At 69.0% G+C, this 21,750-nt stretch carries 20 protein-coding genes; 18 read left to right on the top strand and 2 right to left on the bottom strand.

Going from position 1 to position 21,750, the window contains the following annotated elements:
* Nucleotides 1-28 precede the first annotated feature (28 nt).
* Genes purT through RCP80_RS20670 form a run of 5 tightly spaced genes read left to right on the top strand, consistent with a single transcriptional unit; the run spans nt 29 to nt 5,924 of the window.
* Complete coding sequence (gene purT, locus RCP80_RS20690) at nt 29-1,183, top strand: formate-dependent phosphoribosylglycinamide formyltransferase (protein WP_308479450.1); 1,155 nt, start codon at nt 29-31, stop codon at nt 1,181-1,183.
* Nucleotides 1,180-1,620 carry an Rv0361 family membrane protein gene (locus RCP80_RS20685; protein ID WP_308479449.1) on the top strand — a complete coding sequence of 147 codons (441 nt, stop codon included), beginning with the start codon at nt 1,180-1,182 and terminating at the stop codon, nt 1,618-1,620. The genes purT and RCP80_RS20685 overlap by 4 nt, the downstream gene beginning before the upstream one ends.
* Nucleotides 1,621-1,640: 20 nt before the next feature.
* Nucleotides 1,641-2,054 (top strand): rhodanese-like domain-containing protein, encoded by a 414-nt coding sequence (locus RCP80_RS20680; protein WP_308479448.1) that lies wholly within the window; start codon nt 1,641-1,643, stop codon nt 2,052-2,054.
* A gap of 11 nt (nt 2,055-2,065) precedes the next feature.
* Nucleotides 2,066-3,277: an O-succinylhomoserine sulfhydrylase gene (locus RCP80_RS20675; RefSeq protein WP_308482962.1), complete on the top strand. Its 1,212-nt coding sequence runs from the start codon at nt 2,066-2,068 to the stop codon at nt 3,275-3,277.
* A gap of 19 nt (nt 3,278-3,296) precedes the next feature.
* Complete coding sequence (locus RCP80_RS20670; RefSeq protein ID WP_308479447.1) at nt 3,297-5,924, top strand: helix-turn-helix transcriptional regulator; 2,628 nt, start codon at nt 3,297-3,299, stop codon at nt 5,922-5,924.
* On the opposite strand, the gene RCP80_RS20665 is transcribed toward RCP80_RS20670, so the two are convergent.
* Both RCP80_RS20665 and RCP80_RS20660 read right to left on the bottom strand, forming a co-directional pair.
* Entirely contained in the window at nt 5,921-6,802 is an 882-nt protein-coding gene (locus tag RCP80_RS20665) for an SDR family oxidoreductase (protein ID WP_308479446.1), read from the bottom strand. The genes RCP80_RS20670 and RCP80_RS20665 overlap by 4 nt on opposite strands.
* A gap of 20 nt (nt 6,803-6,822) precedes the next feature.
* The gene (locus tag RCP80_RS20660; RefSeq protein ID WP_308479445.1) at nt 6,823-7,563 is read right to left on the bottom strand and encodes an MBL fold metallo-hydrolase; all 741 of its coding nucleotides are present in this window, start codon (nt 7,561-7,563) and stop codon (nt 6,823-6,825) included.
* 35 nt (nt 7,564-7,598) lie between these two features.
* Between RCP80_RS20660 and fgd the strand changes: the two genes are divergently transcribed.
* From fgd to RCP80_RS20595, 13 genes are all read left to right on the top strand, one after another.
* Nucleotides 7,599-8,621 (top strand): glucose-6-phosphate dehydrogenase (coenzyme-F420), encoded by a 1,023-nt coding sequence (gene fgd, locus RCP80_RS20655; protein WP_308479444.1) that lies wholly within the window; start codon nt 7,599-7,601, stop codon nt 8,619-8,621.
* 4 nt (nt 8,622-8,625) lie between these two features.
* Nucleotides 8,626-10,710 carry a phosphate acetyltransferase gene (gene pta, locus RCP80_RS20650; RefSeq protein ID WP_373693387.1) on the top strand — a complete coding sequence of 695 codons (2,085 nt, stop codon included), beginning with the start codon at nt 8,626-8,628 and terminating at the stop codon, nt 10,708-10,710.
* Nucleotides 10,711-11,946, top strand: coding sequence for an acetate kinase (locus tag RCP80_RS20645; protein ID WP_308479443.1), 1,236 nt, complete (start codon nt 10,711-10,713; stop codon nt 11,944-11,946). It abuts the gene before it with no gap.
* Nucleotides 11,947-12,059: 113 nt separating this feature from the next.
* A complete protein-coding gene (locus tag RCP80_RS20640; RefSeq protein ID WP_308482960.1) occupies nt 12,060-13,193 on the top strand; it encodes an LLM class flavin-dependent oxidoreductase in 1,134 nt (377 codons plus the stop codon).
* Nucleotides 13,194-13,219: 26 nt separating this feature from the next.
* Nucleotides 13,220-14,362 carry a sulfotransferase family protein gene (locus RCP80_RS20635; RefSeq protein WP_308482959.1) on the top strand — a complete coding sequence of 381 codons (1,143 nt, stop codon included), beginning with the start codon at nt 13,220-13,222 and terminating at the stop codon, nt 14,360-14,362.
* A gap of 13 nt (nt 14,363-14,375) precedes the next feature.
* Nucleotides 14,376-15,173 carry a sugar phosphate isomerase/epimerase family protein gene (locus RCP80_RS20630; protein WP_308479442.1) on the top strand — a complete coding sequence of 266 codons (798 nt, stop codon included), beginning with the start codon at nt 14,376-14,378 and terminating at the stop codon, nt 15,171-15,173.
* 3 nt (nt 15,174-15,176) lie between these two features.
* Nucleotides 15,177-16,412 carry a hypothetical protein gene (locus RCP80_RS20625; RefSeq protein ID WP_308479441.1) on the top strand — a complete coding sequence of 412 codons (1,236 nt, stop codon included), beginning with the start codon at nt 15,177-15,179 and terminating at the stop codon, nt 16,410-16,412.
* 19 nt (nt 16,413-16,431) lie between these two features.
* Nucleotides 16,432-17,217 (top strand): SDR family NAD(P)-dependent oxidoreductase, encoded by a 786-nt coding sequence (locus tag RCP80_RS20620; RefSeq protein WP_308482958.1) that lies wholly within the window; start codon nt 16,432-16,434, stop codon nt 17,215-17,217.
* Nucleotides 17,218-17,282: 65 nt separating this feature from the next.
* Nucleotides 17,283-18,206, top strand: coding sequence for a phosphotransferase family protein (locus RCP80_RS20615; protein WP_308479440.1), 924 nt, complete (start codon nt 17,283-17,285; stop codon nt 18,204-18,206).
* A gap of 10 nt (nt 18,207-18,216) precedes the next feature.
* Entirely contained in the window at nt 18,217-19,023 is an 807-nt protein-coding gene (locus RCP80_RS20610; RefSeq protein ID WP_308479439.1) for a TauD/TfdA dioxygenase family protein, read from the top strand.
* Nucleotides 19,020-19,808 carry an enoyl-CoA hydratase/isomerase family protein gene (locus tag RCP80_RS20605; RefSeq protein ID WP_308479438.1) on the top strand — a complete coding sequence of 263 codons (789 nt, stop codon included), beginning with the start codon at nt 19,020-19,022 and terminating at the stop codon, nt 19,806-19,808. Before RCP80_RS20610 ends, RCP80_RS20605 begins: the two co-directional genes overlap by 4 nt.
* Nucleotides 19,805-21,103: an acyl-CoA dehydrogenase family protein gene (locus RCP80_RS20600; protein ID WP_308479437.1), complete on the top strand. Its 1,299-nt coding sequence runs from the start codon at nt 19,805-19,807 to the stop codon at nt 21,101-21,103. The genes RCP80_RS20605 and RCP80_RS20600 overlap by 4 nt, the downstream gene beginning before the upstream one ends.
* Before the next feature lie 21 nt (nt 21,104-21,124).
* Nucleotides 21,125-21,748 (top strand): TetR/AcrR family transcriptional regulator, encoded by a 624-nt coding sequence (locus RCP80_RS20595; protein ID WP_308479436.1) that lies wholly within the window; start codon nt 21,125-21,127, stop codon nt 21,746-21,748.
* The last annotated feature ends 2 nt before the right edge of the window (nt 21,749-21,750 follow it).

Raw genomic sequence — 21,750 nt, 5'->3', positions numbered from 1 at the left:
CCGGCGCGCGACGCCTATTGTGGGGACCATGTGGTCGCCGCGAGTCCTGCTGCTGGGCAGCGGTGAGCTGGGCCGCGAGGTGGTGGTGAGTTTCCAGCGGCTCGGGGCGGTGGTGATCGCCGTGGACTCGCATGCGGACGCGCCGGCGCTGGCGATCGCCGACGAATCCGCGGTCGTGGAACTCACCGATCCCGAGGCCCTGACCGCGGCCATCGAGCGGTTCGGACCGGACCACGTGGTCCCGGCCACCGACGCGGTGGCCACCGACGCGCTGGCCGGTGCCGAAGCGGCGGGCATCGAGGTGGTCCCGGGTTCGCGCCGGGCCCGGCTGACGCTGGACCGGGAGGGGCTGCGCCGGCTGGCCGCCGACGAACTCGGCCTGCCGACGGCACCGTTCTGGTTCGCCGGTTCGGTCGACGAACTCGGCGCGATCGCCGACCACGCCGGTTATCCGTTGGTGGTCAAGCCGCTGATTGCGCTGCCCGGCGAGGGACAGTCGGTGCTGCTGCGCGCCGACGACATCGCGGCGGCGTGGCGACGCGCGGTCTCGGCGGCCGGACACATCACCCACAACCGGGTGCTCGTCGAGTCCCTGGTGGAGGTCGACGACGAGGTCACCCTGCTGGCGGTCCGCAGCGGCGACGCCACGCCCACCCAGTTCTGCGAACCGATCGGGCACCGCCACGTCGACGGCGTCCTGGAGGCCTGGCAACCGCTGCCGATGTCGGCGGTGGCGTTGGATTCGGCGCGTTCGATCGCCGCGCGGGTGGTCACCGCCCTGGGCGGGCGCGGCCTGTTCGGGGTGGAACTGCTGGTGTGCGGCGACGAGGTGTACTTCTCCGACGTCACCGTGCTGCCGCACGACAGTGCGCTGGTGACGCTGCGCACCCAGCGGCTCTCGGCGTTGGAGTTGCACGCCCGGGCCGTGTTGGGGCTGCCGGTGGACACCATCATGATTTCCCCGGGCGCGGTCGAGGTCAGTTACCGGCCCGGGTCCCGCGCCGAGTTGGCCGCGGCCTTGGACGTCCCGGAGTCCGACGTACTGTTGTTCCCGGCGCCGCCCGGAGCCCCCGGAGCGGGCCGCAGCAGATTCGAGGTGGTGGTGGCGACGGCACCGGCCGTTGCCACCGCGCGTGACCGGGCCCGCAAGGCGTCGCACGCACTACGAGGGAGCCCGCAGTGATCGATCCGAGACCCGACTCCGACGGCGCCAGCGTCACGCCGTTCTTGGCCGCGCTGGCCGTCATCGTGCTCGTCGTCATCGGCATCGGCGTGATGACCTGGTCCAACAGCGACGAAGACGCCCTGCACGAGAGCATCGTGCGGGCCGCGATCGGTCAGAACGATGCGCTGCAGCGCCTCGACTACGAGGATTTCCGCACCTACACCTGCGCGCAGGAGGCCGGCACCGAGGCGGCCGTGCTGGCCAACCAGCGCGAGTCGGTGGCCGCCCACGGCGCCCGCTACGTGGGCAACGTGCTGGCGGTCGACGTCGACGGCGATCGGGCCACCGCGAACGTCGTCTACTACTACGACAACGACAAGGACACCATGATCGAGACGGACACGTCGTTCGTGCTCGAGGACGGGTCCTGGCGGGTGTGTTCGCCGGTTTCCTGACGTGTGGAAAACTTGCTCCGGTGAGTTACGCCGGAGACATCACGCCCGAGCAGGCCTGGTCGATGCTCAATGAGAATCCCGAGGCCACCCTGGTCGACTGCCGGACCGATGCCGAGTGGAGGTTCGTGGGCGTCCCCGACGTGTCGAGCCTGGGCCGCGAGGTGGTGTTCGTGGAGTGGAACCGCACCGACGGCGCGCACAACGCCGACTTCGTGGCCGAGTTGCAGGCCGCGGGAGTGACGGCCGGGGACCGTCCGGTGATCTTCCTGTGTCGTTCGGGCAACCGGTCGATCGGCGCGGCCGAGGCGGCCACGGCGGCGGGTATCGCGCCGTCCTACAACGTGCTCGACGGGTTCGAGGGGCACCTCGATGCGCAGCGCCACCGCGGCGGGGCCGGGTGGAAGGCCCTCGGCCTGCCGTGGGTGCAGTCGTGACCCCGCCGGAGGTGCCGTCGGTGCGGATCCCGAAGCCGCTGCCCGCGGGCCTGGGCCAGGCCACCATCGGCGTGCGCGGCGGGGTGTTGCGATCCCAGTTCGAGGAGACCGCCGAGGCGATGTACCTCAACTCCGGCTACACCTACGCCAGCGCGGCCGACGCCGAACGCGCGTTCACCGGCGAGGTGGACCGCTTTGTGTATTCGCGCTACGGCAATCCGACCATCGCGATGTTCGAGGAGCGGTTGCGGCTGATCGAGGATGCGCCGGCGGTGTTCGCCACCGCGACGGGCATGGCCGCGGTGTTCACCGCCCTGGGCGCGTTGCTGGGCGCCGGTGACCGACTGGTGGCCGCGCGCAGCCTGTTCGGGTCCTGCTTCGTGGTGTGCAACGAGATCCTGCCGCGCTGGGGCGTGCAGACCGAGTTCGTCGACGGCGACGACCTCGACCAGTGGGAAGCCGCGTTGAGCAAGCCCACGCAGGCGGTCTTCTTCGAGACCCCGTCGAACCCCATGCAGTCCCTGGTCGACATCGCCGCGGTCAGCGAGATGGCCCACGCCGCGGGCGCAAAGGTGGTGCTGGACAACGTCTTTGCCACCCCGCTGCTGCAGCGCGGCATGCCGTTGGGTGCCGACGTCGTGGTGTACTCCGGCACCAAACACATCGACGGTCAGGGCCGGGTGCTCGGCGGGGCGATCCTCGGCGATCAGGACTACATCGACGGTCCCGTGCAGACGCTGATGCGTCACACCGGCCCCTCGATCAGTTCGTTCAACGCCTGGATACTGCTCAAAGGCCTTGAGACCCTTGCTGTTCGGGTCAACCACAGCAACGCCGCCGCGCAACGCATCGCCGAGTTCCTCGAGCAGCACCCGGCGGTGCGCTGGGTGCGCTATCCGTTTCTGCCCTCGCATCCGCAATACGATCTGGCCAAGCGCCAGATGAGCGGCGGCGGCACCGTGATCACCTTCGAACTCGAGGCGCCGGGCGACGGGGGGAAGCGCCGGGCGTTCGAGGTGCTCGACAAGCTGCGGGTCATCGACATTTCCAACAACCTCGGCGACGCCAAATCGCTGATCACCCATCCGGCGACCACCACGCACCGGGCGATGGGCCCGGAGGGTCGCGCCACGATCGGGTTGGGGGACGGGGTGGTCCGACTCTCGGTGGGCCTGGAGGACATTGCGGACCTGATCGCGGATCTGGACCAAGCGCTGGCCTGATCGCGTTATAGTCTCCCCCGTGATCAGCGTTGACGCGCTGACGGGGCGGGAACGTGAACTTGCGACCCTGCGCCGCGCGCTGAACGGGGTCGGTAATTTCACGGGGGTCGTGGTAGCCGGTCCAGCGGGGGTGGGCAAGACCAGGCTCGCCCGTGAGTTGCTGTCCCAGGCCGCCGCCGCGGGCACCCAGACCACTTGGATCGTCGGCACCGCATCGGCCCGGCCGATCCCGCTGGGCGTGTTCACCGCGACCCTCGGCGAGCACATCAGCGATCCCAATCCCGGTGTGCGGCAGGTCATCAGTGCGTTGGTGGCCCGACAGCGGCCCGGGCCGATCCTGCTCGGCGTCGACGACGCCCACCTGCTGGACGGCTTCTCCGCGCACGTCGTGCATCAGATCGCGCAGAGCCGGCAGGCGCGGTTGGTGGTCACGGTCCGCACCGGGGCCGGGGAACCGGACGCGGTCCGCGCGCTGTGGAAGGACGGCCTGCTGGCCCGGCTGGACCTCGAGCCGTTGTGTCCCGCGGGCACCCGGGCGATGGTCGAGGCGACGCTCGAGGGCCCGGTCGATGCCCATAGTGCGCAACGGTTTTGGCGCCTCACCGGCGGCAACGCCCTGTTCCTGCGGCAGCTGTTGAAGGATCAGGTCGCCGCCGGCCGGGTGCGCAAGGTCAAGGGCGTCTGGATCTGGGACGGCGACGTCGCGGTGTCGCAGAACATGAGCGACCTGGTGGGAAACCAACTGGACCGGCTCGCACCGGAATTGGGCACGGTGGTCGACGCGCTGTCGCAATGCGAGCCGCTGGCGGTGGACATCCTGACCGACTTGGTGGGGCACGCGGCGGTGGAAGCCGCCGAACGGGCGCACCTGATCACCGTCGAACGGACCGCGGGCACGCTCAGCGCCCGGCTGGTGCATCCGCTGTTCGGTGAGTTGCGGCGGGCCGCCGCCGGCGAGATGTACCTGTCGAAAATCCGTGGCGCGCTGGTGCAGCGGATGACCGGGCCCACCGAGGGCGATCCGCAGGGCAGCGTCCGGCGCGCGTTGCTGCGGCTGGAATCCGACCTGCCGCCGGACCCCGGGCTCTACGCCGAGGCGGCCCGGCACACCATGGCGCTGCTCGACCTCGATCTCGCTCAGCGGTTCGCCGCGGCCGCCGCCGCGGCGGGGTCGACCGAGGCGGCCGAAATCACCGCGGTGAACCGCTTTCTGGCCGGCGACGGTCCCGCCGCCGAGGACGCGCTGCGGGTCCTGAGCGAACGCGGGGCAGACCGGCACCGGTGGACGACGCTACGGGCGGCGAACCTGATCTGGATGCTGGGCCGGCCCGAGGCGGCCGAGCGGCTGCTCGCGGAGTTGGCCGGCGGGCCGGAGACCGACGCGGAGCGGGCCACCCGGTACTCGGTCGAGGCCTGCGTGGACGCGGTCTTCGCGCGCTGTGCCGAGGCCGAACGCAAGGCCCGCTATGCGCTGGCTGCCCCGGAGTTGACGGATCTCAACGCGATGCTGGCCGCAGTGGCGTTGATCATGGCCGCCGGGGCGCTGGGCCACGCCGAGGACATCGGGCCGGTCGCGCGCGCGGCGCTGGACCGGGCCACCGGCTCGTATGAGGCTTCGCACATGCGGTTCTGGTTCGCCGGGGTCTACGCCCGCGCCTGTCGATTGACCGGGCGGCTCGACGAATGCAAGCGTGCCGCCGCGCTGTTGTCGGAGCTGGCGCAGGACGTGCCCAGCCTGGCCTACGCCAACCTGGTGTTCATGGTCGGCGTCAGCGAGTTGATGTGCGGGGATGTCGGAGCCGCGACCAAGAAACTGCACGAGGCGCTGGCCGGGGTGGAAAACCACGGTGTCACCACGGGTTTGCGCGCCGCCTGCGTCTTCGGGCTGGCCGAGGCGCACGCCAAGCTGGGGGAGGCCGACGCGGCCGCGGAGCTGCTCGACGAGCTACGCCGCAGCGTGCGTCCCGAATTCCTGTTCATGCAGACCGCGTTGGCCGTGGCGACGGGGTGGGTGCAGGCCGCCGCGGGCTCGCTGACCGAGGCGGTGGGCACGGTGCTTGCGGAGGCGACGGTCGCGCGGGAGCGGGCTCAGCCGACCCACGAACTGGCCTGTCTGCAGGCGGCCGTGCAGTGGGGTGCCCAGCGCGACCTTGCCGAGATCGCCACCCGCACCGCCGAATTGGCCGCCGCGCTGCGCCTTCCGCTGGCCGACGCGGTGGCCGCGCACGCCGCCGGCCTGCTCGCGGAGAACGGCGAGGCGCTGCTGGCGGTCGCGAGCGCCTACCAGCGGATCGGCGACCGCGCCGCCGCCGCCGACGCGGCGGCGCAGGCCGCGGTGGCCTTCACCGGGGCGCAGTTGCGCAGCCGCGGGCTGTATGCGGCCGCCGTGGCCGCGCAGCTGGCCCAGGACTGCGGCGGGCTGTGCACTCCCGCCACCCGCAGCCCGGTCTCGCCGACCCCGTTGACGGGCCGGCAGCGCGAGGTGGCCGAACTGGTGGCCGCGGGCCTGTCGAACAAGGAGATCGCCGACCGGCTGGTCACCTCGGTGCGCACCGTGGAGGGCCACCTGTACCGCGCCTGTCAGCGGGTGGGCGCCAGCTCGCGCAGCGACCTCGCGGCGATCATGCGGGCCGGGCCGGGCCCCTAGGGCTGCCCGGGGCGCTTGTCCTCGGTTTTTTCGGCGACGCCGATCGCGCTCTGGGCGCGCTGCTCATAGCTCGACCGCGCACCGGTGTCGTAGTTGAGGAACACGGTGTCGTTGCCCAGCTTGTGGGCCAGCCACCGCCGCGCCCGGGGGCCGAGCAGCTGGGTGAGGGCGCTGACCGCGCGCAGCGGCCCCGGCACCGACAGGTGGGTGATCGACGGCTTGTCGAGCACCTTGACCACGCCGGCCGCGATGTCCTCGGGCTGCACCGGCTTCTGGGCGCCGGTGGCCTTGGTGCCCGAGATCAACTCGGTGTTGGTGAAGGTGGGCAGCACGCAGCTGACGTGGACACCCTGCGGCGCGAACTCGTCGGCCATCGCGGTGGACAGCCCCACCACCGCGAACTTGGTGCCCGCGTAGACGACCTGGCCGGGCACGGCGATCATCCCCGCCAGCGACGCGATGTTGACGATGTGCCCGCCGCGGCGCTTGACCATTTCCGGCAGCACCAGCCGGCAGCCGGTCAGCACGCCGTAGAAGTTGACCTCGATGGAGGTGCGGATGGCCTGCTCGGTCTGCTCGAGGAACGGCCCGACCGGCATCACGCCGGCGTTGTTGATCAGCACATCGATCTGCCCGGTGCCGTCGGCGCGGGCCTTGTCCAGGAACACCGCGAACGACTCGGCATCGGTGACGTCCACCGGATAGCCGGTGACTTGTCCGTGCCGCAGCAGTTCGGTGACTGCGTGATCGAGCACCGCGACGTCCCGGTCGCCGATGACGACCCGGGCGCCGCGGGCCAGCAGCGCCTTGGCGGTGGCGTAGCCGATCCCGCGGGCGGCCCCGGTGATGACGATGGTCTTGCCCCGGATGTTGTCCATGCCGCCGAACTTTACACGTGTCAACTTCGGGCCTGTCGGGCCAGTTCCTGAATGGGTCCACGCCAAATGTCGCCGTGCCCGGGGACCAGCACCTCGGTCTCCAGCAACGCCAGCGCGGCCAGGCTGCGGCGGCAGCCCGCGTCGTCGTGGTTGAACACCGAATGCAGCAACTGGGGTCCGCCCCGGCCCGTGGTGGGATGCCCCGTCACCAGCGCGTCGCCGGAGATCAGCACGTCGTCGACCAGATACGAGCAGTGCCCGCTGGTGTGTCCGGGCGTCGGGATCGCGATCGGCTGCCCCGGCAGCGTCGCGGCCACCTCCTCGGTGAACACGCGCGCCGAGGGAATGCCCGCGCGGATCAACGCGCCCTTGCCGATGATGTCCCACGACCACTTCACCCAGCGCGGTTGCCAGGCGTGCCGGGCCAGGGCCACCGGCGACACCTGTTCGAGATACTCCCGTTTGGCGTGGCCCACCTCGGCGGCGTGGCAGTACACCGGGGTGCGGTGCTCGGCGGCGAACCAGATCGCGGTGCCGAAATGGTCGACGTGGGCGTGGGTCAACAGGATGGCGGTCACGTCGGCGGCGCGAAAGCCCAGCTCGCGCAGCGATCGGAGCACCTCGCCGCGCTGGCCGGGAAAGCCCGCATCGATCATGACGACGCCGTCGGCGCCCGTGATCAGGGCCCAGTTCACCAACTCGGTGCGGGCCACGTGGACAAGATCGGAGACCTGAATCAGCCCGTCCCGCGCAGGTGCCATCCCCCAGAGTTTAGCGGGAGGGTAGAACAGTAGACGTGGCTGAACTCAAGCGGGAACTGAAACTGGGCTATAAGGCATCGGCGGAGCAGTTCGCGCCGCGTGAACTCGTGGAATTGGCGGTGCTGGCCGAGGCGCACGGGATGGACAGCGCCACCGTCAGCGACCACTTCCAGCCCTGGCGACACGAGGGCGGGCACGCGCCGTTCTCGCTGGCGTGGCTGACCGCGGTCGGGGAGCGCACCGAGCGGCTGCAACTGGGTACCTCGGTGCTGACCCCGACCTTCCGCTACAACCCTGCAGTGATCGCCCAGGCGTTCGCCACGATGGCCTGCCTCTACCCCGACCGGGTGTTCCTGGGCGTCGGCACCGGCGAGGCGCTCAACGAGATCGCCACCGGCTACGCCGGGGAGTGGCCGGAGTTCAAGGAGCGGTTCGCGCGGCTGCGTGAGTCGGTGCGATTGATGCGCGAGCTGTGGCTCGGCGACCGCGTCGACTTCGACGGCGAGTACTACCGGCTCAAGGGCGCCTCGATCTACGACGTCCCCGAGGGCGGGGTGCCGATCTACATCGCTGCCGGCGGTCCGGTGGTGGCCAAGTACGCGGGCCGCGCCGGCGACGGCTTCATCTGCACCTCCGGCAAGGGCGCCGAGCTCTACAAAGACAAGCTGATCCCCGCCGTCGCCGAGGGGGCCGCGGCCGCCGAACGCAACCCTGCGCAGATCGACCACATGATCGAAATCAAGATCTCCTACGACACCGATCCCGAGTTGGCGCTGGAGAACACCCGGTTCTGGGCGCCGCTGTCGCTGACCGCCGAGCAGAAGCATTCGATCGACGACCCGATCGAGATGGAGAAGGCCGCCGACGAGCTGCCCATCGAGCAGGTTGCCAAGCGCTGGATCGTGGCTTCGGATCCCGACGAGGCGGTCGAGAAGGTCGCCGAGTACGTCAATTGGGGCCTGAATCATCTCGTGTTCCACGCCCCGGGCCACGATCAGCGGCGCTTCCTGGAGTTGTTCGAGCGCGATCTCGCGCCGCGACTGCGCAAACTGGGTTAGCCGCGTGGGCATCGGCGACAACGGCCGCACCTCGGGCGTCTACATCGCCTCCCCCGAGGGTGACACCGGGAAATCGACGATTGCGCTGGGCATTCTGCATCGGCTGGCCGTGACGGTCCCGCGGGTCGGGGTGTTCCGGCCGATCGTCCGGGAGGGCGAGGCCCGCGACTACATCCTCGAGCTGCTGCTGGCGCGGACCACCGCGGGCCTGAGCTACGAGGACTGCGTGGGGGTGACCTACCGGCAGGTGCACGACGATCCCGACGCCGCCATCGGGGTGATCGTGGACCGGTTCCACGCCGTTGCCCAGCACTGCGACGCGGTGGTGATCATCGGCAGCGACTACACCGACGTCGCAACCCCGAGCGAGCTGGAGATGAACGCCCGCATCGCGGCCAACCTGGGGGCCCCGGTGGTGCTGGCGGTGCGCGCCAAGGGCCGCAGCCCGCAGGAGGTCGCCCAGGCGGTCAACGTCTGCCTGGCCGAGATCGCCGGCCAGTACGCGCACACCGCGGCGGTGGTCGCCAACCGCTGCGACCCCGACCAGATGGCGGAGGTGGCCGCGGAGCTGGCCGACTTCGAGCCGAAGACCTTCGTGCTGCCCGAGGAGCCGCTGCTGTTCGCGCCGTCGGTCGCGGAGTTGCGCGATGCGGTGGGCGGCACGCTGATCAAGGGCGACGAGGCCCTGCTCGGCCGCGAGGTGCTCGACGTCATGGTGGCCGGGATGACCGCCGATCACGTCCTGGAACGGCTCAGGGACGATATGGCCGTGATCACCCCCGGAGATCGCTCCGACGTGGTGCTCGCGTTGATGAGTGCCAATGCGGCCGAAGGGTTTCCGTCGCTGTCGACCATGATCCTCAACGGCGGACTCGAACTGCACCCCGCGATCGCCGCGCTGGTCGACGGGCTCGGTTCGCGGCTGCCCATCATCGCCACCGGCCTGGGCACCTTCGACACCGCCAGCGCGGTGGCCGCGACCCGCGGCCGGGTCACGGTGACCTCGCAGCGCAAGATCGACACCGCGATCGAGTTGATGGCCCGCCACGTCGACGTCGAGGACATGTTGACCCACCTGGCGCTGCCGATCCCGGATGTCACCACGCCGCAGATGTTCGAGTACGGGTTGGTCGAACGCGCGCGTGCGGACCCCAAGCGCATCGTGCTGCCAGAGGGGGACGAGGACCGCATTCTGCAGGCCGCCGGTCACCTGTTGCGCCGCGGCGTGGCCGACCTGACGATCCTCGGCGACGACGCCCAGATCCGGTTGCGGGCAGCCGAACTCGGCGTCGACCTGACCGCGGCCACGGTGCTCAACCCGCGATCCAGCGAACTGTGCGACCAGTTCGCCGAACAGTATGCCGAGTTGCGCAAGCACAAGGGTGTCACGGTCGAGCAGGCCCGCGAGATCATCCACGACGTGTCGTACTTCGGCACCATGCTGGTGCACAACAACCTGGTCGACGGCATGGTCTCCGGCGCGGCGCACACCACCGCCCACACCGTGCGCCCGGCCCTGGAAATCGTGCGGACCGCGCCCGGGATTTCGACGGTGTCCAGCATCTTCCTGATGTGCCTGTCCGACCGCGTGCTCGCCTACGGCGACTGCGCGATCGTGCCGGACCCCACCGCCGAGCAACTCGCCGACATCGCGATCAGCTCGGCGCGCACGGCCGCGCAGTTCGACATCGAACCGCGGGTGGCGATGCTGTCGTATTCGACCGGCAGCTCCGGCTCCGGTGCCGAGGTCGAGAAAGTGCGGGCCGCCACCGAATTGGTGCGGCAGCGGGCGCCGGAGCTGTTGGTGGAGGGCCCGATCCAGTACGACGCGGCGGTCGAGCCGTCGGTGGCGGCCACCAAGATGCCCGACTCCGCGGTCGCCGGCCACGCCACCGTGCTGATCTTCCCGGACCTCAACACCGGCAACAACACCTACAAGGCCGTGCAGCGCAGCGCGGGTGCCATCGCGATCGGCCCGGTGCTGCAGGGTCTGAACAAGCCCGTGAACGACCTGTCCCGCGGCGCGCTGGTCGAAGACATCGTCAACACCGTCGCCATCACCGCGATCCAGGCCCAGGGGAAGAAGTAGATGAAACTCGCGGACCAACACCGCTCGTCGAACCGGACGGTCTTGGTGGTCAACTCCGGATCGTCATCGGTGAAATTCAGCCTGGTACAACCGGATAGCGGTATCGAGATGGCCGCTGGCATCGTCGAGCGGATCGGAGAACAACAGTCGCGGGCCAGGCTGGAGTTCGGCTGCCGCGAGGTCGAACGGGACACCCCGGTGGCCGACCACGACGCCGCGCTGCGGCTGATCTTCGACATGTTCGACGAGGCCGGCGGAAACCTCGAGACCGTCGGGCTGGTGGCGGTCGGGCACCGCCTGGTGCACGGCGGTCGCGAACTCTACGAGCCGACGCTGATCGACGATGCGGTGGTGGCCAAGGCCCGTGAGCTGGCACCGCTGGCCCCGCTGCACAATCCGCCGGCGGTGCTCGGCGTCGAGGTGGCCCGCAAGATGCTGCCGGACCTGCCGCACGTGGCGGTGTTCGACACCGCGTTCTTCCACGATCTGCCGGCGGCGTCGGCCAGCTATGCGATCGACCGTGCGGTCGCCGAGAAGTGGCGGATCCGGCGGTACGGCTTCCACGGCACCTCACATCAGTACGTCAGCGAACAGGCCGCCGAGTTCCTAGACATGCCGCTGGACAAGCTGAATCAGATTGTGCTGCACCTCGGTAACGGCGCCTCGGCCTCGGCGATCGCCGGTGGCCGGCCGGTGGACACCTCGATGGGGCTGACCCCGATGGAGGGTCTGGTGATGGGCACCCGCAGCGGCGATCTGGACCCGGGCATCATCTTCTACCTGGCGCGCACCGCGGACATGGCGGTCGAGGACATCGAGACCATGCTCAACCGCCGCTCCGGGGTGTTGGGAATGGGCGGGGACAACGACTTTCGGGAACTACACCGCATCATCGCCGCGGGCAGCGAACCCGAGGCCGCCCACGCCCGGCTGGCCTACGACGTCTATATCCACCGGCTGCGCAAGTACATCGGTGCCTACCTGGCGGTGCTGGGCGACACCCACGTCATCACGTTCACCGCCGGCGTGGGGGAGAACGACGCGAAGGTCCGCCGCGACGCCCTGACCGGGCTGGCGCCGCTGGGGGTGGAGATCGACGAGCACCTCAACGAGAGTCCGGCGCGCGGCGCGCGGGTGATCTCGGCGGAGAACTCGCCCACCACGGTGCTGGTGATCCCCACCGACGAGGAACTCGCGATCGCGCGGGCGTGTGTGGCGGTGCTGGAAGTCGCGTGAAGCCACTGACACGCACCGCAGTTATATGTACCATGGCCGTATATTTTACGGTGGTCGGGACGGTGGGGCCGCGGGTGCGGACCGGCGCCCGGTAGATACGGGAGGGCATGCTCGTGCGGGTGCAGCCGGCCGCGTTCCTCCGGACCACCCTGCCGCTGGGCATCGAGTCGTTGCGGGACTACGACTCGGGGCGGTACCACTCGATCTGGCTGCCCGACCACATGGTGAGCTTCTGGCCCGATTCGATCTGGACTCCCGAATTCACGGACCTCGCGACACTGTCGCCGTCGCCGCACCGACATCTGGACGGGATGGCCGTGGCCGCGGCGGCGGCGGTGCTGACGACGCAGACTCCGGTGGTCACCACGGTGGTCGATACCGTGCGCCGGCATCCGGCGATGCTGGCGCAGACGGCGGTGACCATCGATCACCTCTCCGGAGGGCGGTTCATCCTGGGGCTCGGCTCCGGCGAACTGGAGAACACCGTCCCCTATGGCTTCGACTTCGCCAAGCCGGTCAGTCGGTTCGAGGAGGCGATCACGGTCATCAAACTGCTGTGGCGCAGCGACGGACCGGTGGACTTCGAGGGCGAGTTCTACCGGCTGGAGCACGCGCGCCTGGATACCGAGCTCCACGACGGTGAGTGTCCGCCGATCTGGATCGGCGCGAAAGGTCCCCGCATGTTGGACATCACCGGTCGGCACGCCGACGGCTGGTGGCCCAACGGCGCGTACACCCCGGAGGACTACGCCGCGAAGCTGACGGTGGTCCGCACCGCCGCCGAACGCGCCGGGCGCGATCCGATGGCGATCGTCCCGGCGATCACGCAAATCTGCCTCATCGGCGACGACGACGAGATCGCCGGCATGCTCCAGGCGCCCCTGGTCAAGTCGATCATCCTGCTGCTCACCGCCGCCGATCTGCGTCAGTTCGGCTACGACCACCCGATGGGTCCGGACTGGCGGGGCGTCATGGACTTCAACCCGGTGGCGTTGTCGAGGGAGCGGATCATCCGGTTCTGCGCGGAGGTCGATACTCAGGCGATCCGAGACATCTTCCCTTGTGGTACACCGAAACACGTCGCGCAGCAGATGAAGGGATTCTGCGAGGCCGGAATGCGGGTGTTCAAGCTGATGGAGTACGGCGGCATGGCCGGCCTCGAGTTCGGTGCGCGCTCGGCGGCCAAGGTGCGGGAAACCGAGGACGAACTGCTCGAGTTGGTGGGGGATCCGGCGCTGTGCACGTGAACGAAACTCACTTGGACGCGCAGCGGATGCTCGCCAGGGCACAACGGCAAGTCGGCGCCGCCGACTGGGGCGACCCCACGCTTGCGGAGCGCTTCGGCCGCGCCGTCGACCATCTCAACAGCGTGCTGGCGGACGCCGACGCCAAACGGCAGGCCGCCGAGGTCTGTCACTGGTTGCTGACGTCGCGGTTGGAGTTCTTCGCGGATCGAAGCCGCTACCCGATCGCCGAGGAAGTGATCGAACGACCGTTGTTCGTGACCGGTGAACCGCGCACGGGCACAACGTTGATGCACGCGCTGATGTCGGTGGATCCCGCCGCCCGCGCGCTCAGGTTCTGGGAGGTCATGTATCCATCGCCGCCGCCGGGACTGGCCGGCCCCGACGATCCGCGTCGCGCGCGCGCAGACGACGACTGGCGGGAGATCAACGCGAAACTACCCAAATGGCTGCATTCGCATCCCTACAACGACATGCTCGGCGACGGCCTGCCGGAGGATGAGCGCACCTGGGCCTTTGACTTCCGGGTGCTCACCCCGACCGCGTGGTGGCGGGTACCGATGCAATCGCTGGTGCAGGGCCTGCCGACGGACGCGGCCGCGCAGTACCGGATACACCGCGCGATGCTGCAGCAGTTCCAGTACGGCCGACCGCGGCGGTACTGGGCGCTGAAGGGGTTCCACGGATTCCGGCTCCAAGAGCTCTTCGAGACCTATCCCGACGCGAAACTGGTGTGGCTGCATCGGGATCCGGTCCAAGTGGCCGCCTCGCGCACGATGATGATGGCCGACATCTCCGAGGGCATCGTCGGCCCGATCGACCTGCGGGCCGAGGTGAAGAAGCATCTGGAGCTGACCCGGGCGAGCATCGCCAACACCATGACGCATCCGATGGTCGACGACCCGCGAATCCACCACGTCCGTTACCGGGACTTCGTCGCCGACCAGATCGGCACCGTTCGAGGCTGCTACGAGTTCGCCGGCCGGGAACTGTCGGGGGCGGCCGAAGACGCAATGCGCGGCTACCTGAGCGCCAACCAGGGCGACCGGCACGGCAAGTTCCGCTATTCGACGACAGTGCTGACCGACATCGGCGAAGATCTGGACGCGCTGCACGAGGAGTTCCGACCGTTTCGTGAGCGTTTCGGCGTCGAGATCGAGAGCCGGGTTTAGCGTGCACCCGCGGGTGGGTCTGCACCAGGTCGCGTTCCTCGAGGAGGGCACCCCGGCGTTCCTCGACCACTGCGCCCGCATCGGTGTGCAGAACTGCACGCTGGTCACCGCGGCGCTGCTGCAACCCGGCACCGTTGCGCAAACCCGCAGCCGGCTGGCCACCGGCGGCCCCCGGGTGGACGCCGTGAACCATCCGTTCGCCACGTTCCCCGACCTGGAACGCGACACCGGGGAAGCAGCGGCAAACCTGTTGCGCGCCATCGCATGTGCGGCGGCACTGGGTGCGCGCTGGCTCTACGTCCTCACCGGCGGCCGGGGCTCACTCACGTGGGAGGAGGCGGCCCAGAAGTTCACCAGCCTCATCGATGCGGGGCGCGCGGCCGCCGCTGCCGCGGGGGTGACGCTGCTGGTCGAGAACGCCTCGCCGTTCAACGCCGACATCCACATCGCCCACACCCTGGCCGATCTGATCGCCCTGGCCGACATCGCCGGCATCGGCATGTGCATCGAACTGCACGCCTGCTGGGCGGAGGCCGACCTCGGCAGGCTGCTGCGCCGCGCGCTGCCGAACACCGGGCTGGTGCAAGTCAGCGACTACGTGTTGGGCGACCGCACGGCGCCGTGCCGGGCGGTCCCCGGCGACGGCGCGATACCGCTGCAACGCATCATCGGCGACGTTCTCGACGCCGGCTACGGGGGCGTCTTCGACATCGAGTTGGTGGGGCCGCGCATCGAGGCCGAGGGTGCGCGCGCCGCGACCGAGCGCGCAGCGCGGCGAGTCTCGGAGATCTTGACCGGACTGGGAGCCTGAGTCATGGCCTACGGTGACGGACCCGTCGACGCTGATCTGCGCGATGCCTGGGACAGCTTCTGCGATCAGCTCAAGGCGGCCGGCGCGCGGGTGTTCAAGGACGCCAACCCGGCGGCGCCGGTCATGCGGGCCGACGCCTTCCGGTTCCTCACCCAAAACCTGGGCCAGGCGTTCGATCTCGCACTGGAGACCAAGGATCCCGCCTACCCGCAGCTGCATCCGTTCTGCACCCCGAACCGAAAATTGGGCGGTGATGTCGCCGATTTCACCTACCGGCAAGCGTGGATCGACGGGGATCACACCTACCGGATCGCCGGGCGGCGCGGCAGCGCCCGCTGGCTCAACGTCACCGTCCAGGGTGCGCGGCCCGACCGGATTCCCGGCACCGACTGGCCCAGCCTGCACGAACCGTTCGGAGACATCCCGGAATGCAACATCTTCGGTCACCAGATCCGGACCGACACCGAGGGCAACTTCGAGTTGATCCTCGGCGGGCCGGAGCGCGACACCAATTGGCTGCCGACCACACCGGACACCCGCAAACTGTTGATCCGGGAGGCCTTCGATGCCTGGTTCGAGACGCCGACGACACTGTCCATCGAAAGGCTGGGGATGGACAGTCCGCGGCCGGTGCCGGGTCCGGAGCGGCTGATCGAGGCGATGGAATGGGCCGGCGACTTTCTCACCGGGGCCATGCGCGATTGGCCCGAGCATTCGTGGCGGTACTCCGGGGGGGTGTGCGATCCGGCCCACCTCAACGCCTTCCCGCCCGAAAAGTCGGCCGACTCTGCGGATGACACCAAACGGGGGCGGATGGCGGCGCACCTGGTGTGGGAGCTGGCCCCGGACGAGTCGCTGATCGTCGAGATGGACAACCACGACGGCTTCTGGATCTTCGGGATGAGCGGCGTCTTCGTCGGCAGTATGGACTTCCTGTATCGACCCGTCAGCTACACCCCGGCGCGCACCGCGGTGGACAGCGACGGCGTGGTGCGGCTGGTGCTCGCCCACGACGATCCGGGGGTGCACAACTGGTTGGACACGCAGGGTTTCGCCCGCGGCAATCTCACCTACCGAAACCTGATGAGCCGGCATCCCGCACGCTTCCGAACCCGGGTGGTCAACCGGGCCGAGGTGCGCGACGCGCTGCCGGCCGACACCGCTCTGGTGAGCCGGCAGCAGCGGGTCCGGCAGTTGCAGGACCGCTACCACAGCATCAAGCTGCGCTATGGCAGCTGAACGAGAGATGGGGACGCCGATGTCGGGTAGCTGTGCGGGCAAGGTGGCGCTGGTCACCGGCGCCAGTCGGGGCCTGGGCAAGGCGATCGCACAACGGCTGGCGCAGGCGGGCGCCACCGTCGCGGTGACCGCCCGCACCATGGAACCGGACCCGAAATACGTTGGCTCGCTGCAGCAGACGGTGCGCGAGATACAGGCCGAGGGCGGGTCGGCGGTTGCGGTGGCGTGCGATCTATCGCGATCCGAGGACCGCGCGCGGATGTTCGCCGACGTGATCGACGGGGTCGGTGCGCCCGACATCGTCGTCAACAACGCCGCCGTCACGTTCCTGCGACCGCTCGACGGTTTCCCGGAGCGGCGGGCCCAGCTGATGGTCGAGATGCACCTGCTGGCCCCGCTGCACCTGACCCAGCTGGCGGTTCCCGTCATGCGTGAACGTGGTGCCGGCTGGATCCTCAACATCACCTCGGTGGGCGCCGAACCGCCGGTAGGCCCGCCGTTCTCCGACTTCGACGTCAACGCCGGCTTCGGTGTGTACGGCACCGTCAAGGCGGCCCTGAACCGTCTGACGAAAAGCCTTGCGGCCGAACTTTATGCCGACGGCATCGCGGTGAACGCCGCCGCGCCGTCGAATCCGGTGGCGACCCCCGGTGCGGGCAGTCTCGATCTCGCGAAGACCGATACCGAGGACATCGAGCTGATCACGCAGACCGCACTGGTGTTGTGTACCGGTGACCCGAAGTCGTTGACCGGCCGGGTCGCCCACACCCAACCCTTCCTTCGCGAGATCGGCTGGCTGACCTGAACGGCGCGGCGGTGCAGGGGCTCGAGGACCGACTCGGCCCCCTTTCGGTCTCGAAGCTTCGCCCCATGCCGGGCGGCGCCTCCAGCCTGACCTACCGCGGCGTGTACCGGCAGCGGCCGGTGGTGGTGAAGGTGGCACCGGCTGGGTTGGAACCCATCGCACACCGTGACGTGTTGCGGCAGGCCCGGATCCTGCGCGCGCTCAGCGTCACGGACGTGCCGGTGCCCGAGGTTCTTTGGGAGGATGCCGGCGCCCCACCGGAGGTACCGCCGCTGTTCGTGATGTCCCTCGTCGACGGTGCCTCGGTGGAGCCGTTGTTCGACCTTGGCCGGGTTGCCGAGGCCGGGACCACCCTCGCCGCGCGGTTCCGCGCCGCGGCGGTGGTGCTGGCCCGTCTGCACCGGATCGATCCGGCGTCGGTGGGCCTGGGCGAGGATCCGGTCGTCGGTCTGCGCGACGAGGTCGACCGCTGGTCGCGCGCCCTGCAGACGGTCGATCCGGCGCTGGTTCCGGGCTGGCATCCTGTCGGTGCCGCGCTGCTCTCGACACTGCCGACACCGCTGGCCCCGGCGATCGTGCACGGCGATTTCCGGCTCGGCAACCTCCTGGCTGATGCCGATCACATCAATGCGGTGATCGACTGGGAGATCTGGTCGTTGGGGGATCCCCGGGTCGACCTGGGCTGGTTCCTGATCAACTGCGATCCCGCGACGTATCGACGCGACACCCCGCATGTCGGCGCGGCGCCGGCGACCTCCGAACTCGCCGCGCGGTACCGCCGGACGCTCGGGCGCGACATCTGCGACCTGGCGTGGTTCGAAGCGCTGGCGTGCTTCAAATCAGCAGCGACGTGGGCGCTGATCATCAAACACAACCGCCGTCGCCACCGCGATCCTGCCACGGAGGCAATGGCGGCTGCGCTGCCCCGACTGCTCGGCCGCGCAGCGCGGATCCTGAACCGCTCAGAGTGCGGACCAGCCGAGGAATAGGAGTGCACCGATGTCTGAGATGTATGCGCTGCAGCCGGAATTGGGCGCCGAGTTGCGGGGCTTCGACGGCGTTCTCGACGAGTCGGTCATCAGCAGTTGCCGGGAGGCGTTGCGGTGGCGCAGTGTGGTGCTGATCCGAAACGCCAACCTCGACGACGACGCGCAATTGGCCTTCAGTCGAAGGCTCGGAGAGGTACTGGCACCGGGTGGCAAGGAGATCTTCACGGTGTCGCTGGACCCGGCGAAGACCAAGATGGCCGCGTACCTGCGGGGGACCTTCGACTGGCATATCGACGACACGGCGCACGCCGTGCCGGCCAAGTTCACGATGCTGACCGCGCGGCACGTGGCGATGGTCGGCGGCGGGACGGAGTTCGCCGACACCTACGCCGCCTACGAGAACCTGCCGGCCCACGACCGCAAGCGCTACGCCGACCTGCGCGTGGTGCACAGTTTCGAGGCGACGCAACGGCGCGTCGAACCCAACCCCACCGACGAACAATTGGCCGCGTGGCGGGCCGGACCGAGCCGGGAAACGGCGCTGGTGTGGCGGCGCCGGGATGGCCGCCGGTCGCTGGTCATCGGCGCGACGGCCGACCACATCGTCGGAATGAGCCGCGCGGAGAGTGCGGCGATGCTCGACGAGTTGTTGGCCTGGTCCACCCAGGAGCGGTTCTGCTACCGCCACGAATGGACGGTCGGAGACGTTGTGATCTGGGACAACACCGCGATACTGCACCGCGCACTGCCCTACGATCCGTCCTCGGAACGCACGTTGCACCGCACGACGATCGCCGGCGACGAGGCCTGGACGTGACCGCCGCGACGCTGACCCTGGAAACGCCGAGCGCCGGCGTCGCACTCGTGCGCCTGAACCGCCCGAAATGCCTCAACGCGATCAACGAGACCATGCTGGTCGAATTGACGCGCACGTGTGCCGAACTGACGGCCGACGCCGCGGTCAAGGTCGTCGTGCTCACCGGAGCGGGGCGCGGCTTCTGCTCCGGCATCGACCTGCGCGATTTCGGTCCGGGCATGCTCGAGGCCACCGATCCCGCTATCGACCGCCTGCGGTTCCAGGAGCGGATGGCGGCGCTGGCCCAGGCTCTCACCGGGCTGCCGCAACCGGTGGTCGCCGCGGTCAACGGACCATGTGTGGGCGCCGGATTGGCCCTTGCCCTGGCCGCCGATATTCGAATCTGTTCCTCGGTGGCATCCTTCGGAAACGCGGCCATTCTGCTGGGGCTGTCCGGCGCCGAGGTGGGGATGAGTTACCACCTGCCCCGCATCGTCGGTACCAGCGTGGCCGCCGACTGGATGATGACCGGCCGCACCGTCTCCGCGGCGGAGGCCGACCGGCGCGGGTTGGTCAGTCAGCTCGTGCCCCCCGATCAACTCGACCCCACGGCACTCGAATTGGCCTCCCGGATCGCGCGATTGGCGCCGCTGGGGGTGCAGTTGACCAAGCGGGCACTGCAGGTCAACACCGATGCCGGCAGCCTGGCGGCCGCCCTGGAGTTGGAGAACCGTAATCAGGTGCTCAGTCATGCCACCGAGGAGGCGGCGTCGTTGCGTGGGAATCAGAAAGGAACAGCTCGATGACGTGGGACTTTTCCACCGACCCGCAGTGGGCGGAGCAACTGGACTGGGTCGAGGATTTCGTGCGCACCGAATGCGAACCGATTGATCTGATAGTCAAGGAATCCCACGATCTGACCGATCCGGTCCGGCAGGCCTTGATCCCACCGCTGCAACGCATCGTCAAAGAGCGTGGACTGTGGGCCACCCACCTCGGTCCGCATCTGGGGGGACCGGGCTTCGGCCAGGTGAAACTGGCATTGCTCAACGAGATCCTGGGCCGCTCGGAGTGCGCGCCCATCGTGTTCGGTTCGCACGCCCCCGACTCCGGCAACAGCGAGATCCTGGCGCACTACGGCACCGCGGCGCTCAAGGAGCGCTACCTCGAACCACTCCTGGACAACCGCATCATCTCCTGCTTCTCGATGACCGAGCCGCAGGGCGGAGCGGACCCGAAGGTGTTCACCACCACCGCGATTCACGACGGCGATCATTGGGTGATCAACGGCGAGAAGTGGTTCTCGTCGTTCGCGTCGATGGCGTCGTTTCTGATCGTCATGGCGGTGACCGACCCGGAAGCGCCGCCCTATGAACGTCATTCGATGTTCGTCGTGCCCGCCGAGACACCCGGTATCAACGTGCTGCGCGACATCGGTCTGGGCTATCAACCGGCCGGCGGCGGCGGGCGCGAAGGTTATGTCCGCTATGAGGATGTCCGGGTACCGGACGACCACATGCTCGGCCCGCGCGGCGGCGCGTTCGTGGTGGCCCAGACCCGCCTCGGCGGGGGGCGCATCCACCATGCCATGCGCACCGTGGGGCTGGTTCGTCGCATCTTCGACATGCTCTGTGAACGCGCAGTCTCCCGCTACACCCAGGGCGAGATGCTCTCGAACAAGCAACTGGTCCAGGAGATGGTCGCCGACTCCTGGATGGAGATCGAGGCTTTCCGGCTGCTCACGTTGCAGACGGCGTGGAAGATCGACCAGCACAACGATTATCAGGCGGTACGCGCCGACATCTCGGCGGTCAAGGCGATGATGCAGAAGGTGCTCCATGATGTGTCGGCCCGGGCGTTGCAGCTCCACGGCTCGCTGGGCACCACCCATGAGATGCCCTTCGTGCAGCATCTGGTGGAATCCTTCGTGCTCGGTTTGGCCGACGGGCCCACGGAGGTGCACAAGGTGACGCTGGCGCGGCTGCTGCTCAAAGACCGGGAACCGGCACCGGACATGTTCCCGTCCCAGCATCTGCTGCGGCTGCGTGCCGAGGCGGAGGCCAAGTTCGCCGACAAGCTCGCCGGAATACCACGCGGTTGAGCCGGACGTAGACTTCCACGGATGCAGACACGGCGCGGGCGACCCACCCAGGCGCAGGCCGCTGTGCTGCATCAACAGATCCGTGCAGCCGCGGTGGCGACGTTCTTGAAGACCGGTTACGACGCCACCACGATGGAGGCCATCGCCAAGTCCGCCGGGATCACCAAGCGCACGCTCTACGCCCGCTACCCGGACAAACGCGCGGTGTTCCTCGATGTCATCCCGTGGGCCTTTACCCGCGCTGTGGAGAACGAGGTCTATCCCAATGTCGACGACGAGGACCTGGAGGTGGCGTTGACCGCGATTGCCCGTGGGGCACTCAAGCGTGCCGTCGACCCGGACATCGTCCTGCTGCACAAGGTCGCCCGCAACGAAGCCCACCGGTTCCCGGAGTTCGCCCTCAGTGCCGGATCATTGGGGTGGGCCCGCCGACAACAGCAGGTGATGGACGTGCTGCGCGCGCACGCCGCCGCCGGCGAACTCGACGTCGACGACATCGAATTGGCGGCCGAACATTTCTTGGCGATGGTGGAGGTGTTGCCCGCCCGGCTGGCCGACTACGGGGTGTACCGCAGTCGCCGGGAACAGGAGCGTCACCTGCACCACGCGGTGCAACTCTTCCTGCGCGGCGTGCTGGCCCGCTGAAC

This window comes from Mycolicibacterium sp. MU0053 (assembly GCF_963378095.1).
In the GTDB taxonomy this organism is placed as follows: Bacteria; Actinomycetota; Actinomycetes; order Mycobacteriales; family Mycobacteriaceae; genus Mycobacterium; species Mycobacterium burgundiense.
The sequence above is the reverse complement of the archived record's forward strand: the minus strand, read 5'-3'. Positions and strand labels throughout refer to the sequence as shown.